The sequence below is a fragment of the Candidatus Sodalis sp. SoCistrobi genome (assembly GCF_900143145.1).
In the GTDB taxonomy this organism is placed as follows: Bacteria; Pseudomonadota; Gammaproteobacteria; order Enterobacterales; family Enterobacteriaceae; genus SoCistrobi.
On the sequence record NZ_FRDB01000288.1, the window covers coordinates 1 to 3,002 of the forward strand.

At 61.4% G+C, this 3,002-nt stretch carries 1 protein-coding gene and 3 pseudogenes; 2 read left to right on the plus strand and 2 right to left on the minus strand.

Features of this window, described 5'->3' with window-relative positions:
• Positions 1–177: 177 nt before the first annotated feature.
• Positions 178–1,080: pseudogene (locus CINSTRO3249_RS14540) on the plus strand (AMP-binding protein); the annotation flags it as partial.
• Positions 1,077–2,291 (plus strand): lysophospholipid transporter LplT, encoded by a 1,215-nt coding sequence (gene lplT / locus CINSTRO3249_RS14545; RefSeq protein WP_074013777.1) that lies wholly within the window; start codon positions 1,077–1,079, stop codon positions 2,289–2,291. The pseudogene CINSTRO3249_RS14540 and the gene lplT, both read left to right, overlap by 4 nt.
• Positions 2,292–2,541: 250 nt before the next feature.
• Here the strand turns inward: lplT and CINSTRO3249_RS14550 are convergent.
• Together CINSTRO3249_RS14550 and CINSTRO3249_RS16885 are read right to left on the minus strand one after the other, a co-directional pair.
• Positions 2,542–2,877 (minus strand): annotated as a pseudogene (locus tag CINSTRO3249_RS14550) (aldo/keto reductase); the annotation flags it as partial.
• Positions 2,878–2,892: 15 nt separating this feature from the next.
• Positions 2,893–3,002 (minus strand): annotated as a pseudogene (locus CINSTRO3249_RS16885) (IS110 family transposase); the annotation flags it as partial.

Sequence of the window (3,002 nt, forward strand, 5' to 3'; positions counted from 1 at the left end):
TGCTCATGCTGAGTTTCCAGCACTAGATTAACTGCCCGTTCACGGACTTCCGGAGAGTAACGTTTGGTCGTTGTCATAGAGACCTCCACTTTTAAAGTATAGACTCTAATTTATCCGGGGTGATTCACTCATTTAGCGAGAGTTGCTCTTAAGCCTCCTCCCTGATGTGTAGATACCTATGGCTTAACGGTGGGGCTGTTTATGCCGTTGATGACCGGCGCCCAGGTGCTGCTGTATCCCAGCCCGCTGCATTATCGGATTATTCCCGAACTGGTGTATGACCAGAACTGTACCGTGCTGTTTGGCACCTCGACTTTCCTCGGCCATTACGCGCGTTTCGCCCACCCGTACTATTTTGCCCGCCTGCGCTATGTGGTCGCGGGGGCGGAGAAACTGTCCGATACCACCCGCCAGCTGTGGCAGGAACGCTTCGGCCTGCGCATTCTGGAGGGCTACGGCGTCACCGAATGCGCGCCGGTGGTGGCGATAAATGTCCCGATGGCGGCGAAGCCGCACACCGTCGGCCAGATCCTGCCCGGCATGGACGCCCGGCTTATGGCGGTGGAGGGGATAGAACACGGGGGGCGGCTACAGCTGCGCGGGCCGAATATCATGAAAGGTTACCTGCGCGTCGGCAGCGGCGGCGCGCTGGAGCCCCCCGCCGCACAGAACGCCGATGGCCAGAGCGAACCGGGCTGGTATGACACCGGCGATATCGTCACGCTGGACGAGCAGGGGTTCTGTACCATTCAAGGGCGGGTGAAACGTTTCGCGAAACTGGCGGGGGAGATGGTGTCATTGGAAAGCGTCGAGCAGTTGGCACTGAGCGTTTCGCCGGACGCCAAACACGGCGCGACTACCCGCAGCGATAACGCCCGCGGGGAAGGATTAGTACTCTTCACCACCGATCCCGACCTAACGCGGGACAGACTCTTGCAGCAGGCGCGTAAACAGGGCGCAGCGGAAATCACCGTGCCGCGCGACATTCGACATATCGAGACGCTGCCGCTACTGGGCAGCGGGAAACCGGATTACGTCACCCTGGGTGAAATGGCGGCAGCGCCGGAGTCTGACGCATGACGCCTAAGCATTCCGGCGCGGCCACGGGGGCCCTCTGGTCACAGTCGATGATGGCGGTCATGGTGGCGCAGTTCTTCTCGGCGTTCGGGGATAATGCGCTACTGTTCGCCACGCTGGCGCTGATGAAAACGCTACAGTACCCCGACTGGAGTCAGCCGATCCTGCAAATGCTCTTTGTGGGGGCTTATATCGTGCTGGCGCCCTTCGTCGGACATTATGCCGATGGTTTTCCCAAAGGGCGTGTGATGATGGCGGCCAACGGCGTGAAGCTGGCCGGGACGCTGCTTATCTGTTTTGGCGGCGATCCGTTTTTGGGCTATTGCCTGGTCGGCGTCGGCGCCGCCGCCTATTCCCCGGCCAAATACGGCATTCTTGGCGAGCTGACCACCGGTGACCAACTGGTGCGAGCCAATGGTTTGATGGAAGGCTCCACGATTGCCGCCATTCTTATGGGATCGGTGGCCGGCGGCGTGCTGGCGGATTGGCATGTCGCCGGCGCGCTGGCGGTGTGTGCGCTGACCTATGCACTGGCGATGGTCGCTAACGTGTTTATTCCCCGTTTGGCGGCGGCGCCGGCTGATCCCGACCATCGGCCGCTGGCAATGATGCGCGCTTTCTACAGCCACTGTCGTAGTCTGGGACGGGACGGTCAGACGCGTTTTGCCATTATCGGCACCAGCTTGTTTTGGGGCGCGGGGGTCACGCTGCGTTTTTTGCTGGTGCTTTGGGTGCCGGTGGCGTTGGGCATTAGCGATAATACCACCCCGACCACGCTCAATGCCATGGTGGCGATTGGCATCGTATTTGGCGCCGCCGCCGCCGCCCGATTTATCCGGCTGGAAACGGTGCGACGCTGTATGCCGGCGGGCGTCTTGTTGGGCGCCGCCGTGGTAGTGTTCAGCGTGCAGCATCACCTGCTGCCCGCCTACGGGCTGCTGGCCCTCATCGGCATGCTGGGGGGGTTCTTCATCGTACCGCTCAATGCCCTATTACAGCACCGCGGTCAGCGGAGTGTCGGTGCCGGCAACGCCATCGCCGTGCAGAATTTCGCTGAAAATATTGCCGTGTTGCTGATGCTGGGGCTGTATACGCTAGTGGTGTCGTTACAGGTGGCGGCGGCGGCGATTGGCATGGGCTTTGGTCTGCTGTTCGCGCTGGCGATTGTGGTGCTCTGGTGGTTCAGCCGCGGGGACGGTGGCGGCGGGCGTTAGTTCCGACCAACGCTCCGGCTTAAGGCGCGCGCCCCGATCGGCCGGCGCGGCACCGCGTGTCCCATATCTTGTTTATCCGCACGGGCAGGCGTATACCCTCTGAACCTGCCAGCGCGCCGCTCGGCGCGGCGTTGGCGAGTTGCCTAAACCTGCCTGCGCTTATGAATACGCGGGCTGGCGTATACCTCAGGTGCCTCGCCCACATCGATGGGCGTGAGCGTCGCCCGGTGCCCCCGCTCGCGCACCGGCCTTAGGGCGCGGGGTACGTGTAGCGGTGGTGTATTTCTTCCAGCGACGCCAGGAGCGTCTCGTCGAGATGAAGCGTTAGGCTGTCGAGATTGCTCTGCAACTGTTCGAGGGTGGTCGCGCCAAGCAGCGTCGATGCGACGAACGGCTGCCGGCGGACGAACGCCAGCGCCATCTGCGCGGGATCCAGCCCGTGGCGTTGTGCCAGGGCGACATATTCGGCGATAGCCAGCTGGGTATGCGGGGCGCTGTAACGGGTAAAGCGGCTAAACAGCGTATTGCGTGCGCCGGCGGGGCGGGCGCCCTGCAGATATTTTCCGGTCAGGGTACCAAACGCCAGATACCGTCTTGCTCATCATGATGCAAGAGCTATATTTTCATCGAAGGGTATTCCAGATTTTAAGACACCATAAGCTAATTGGAGTAATTTTCGCATTGCCGCGCAGATGCCTACTTTACCTCCTT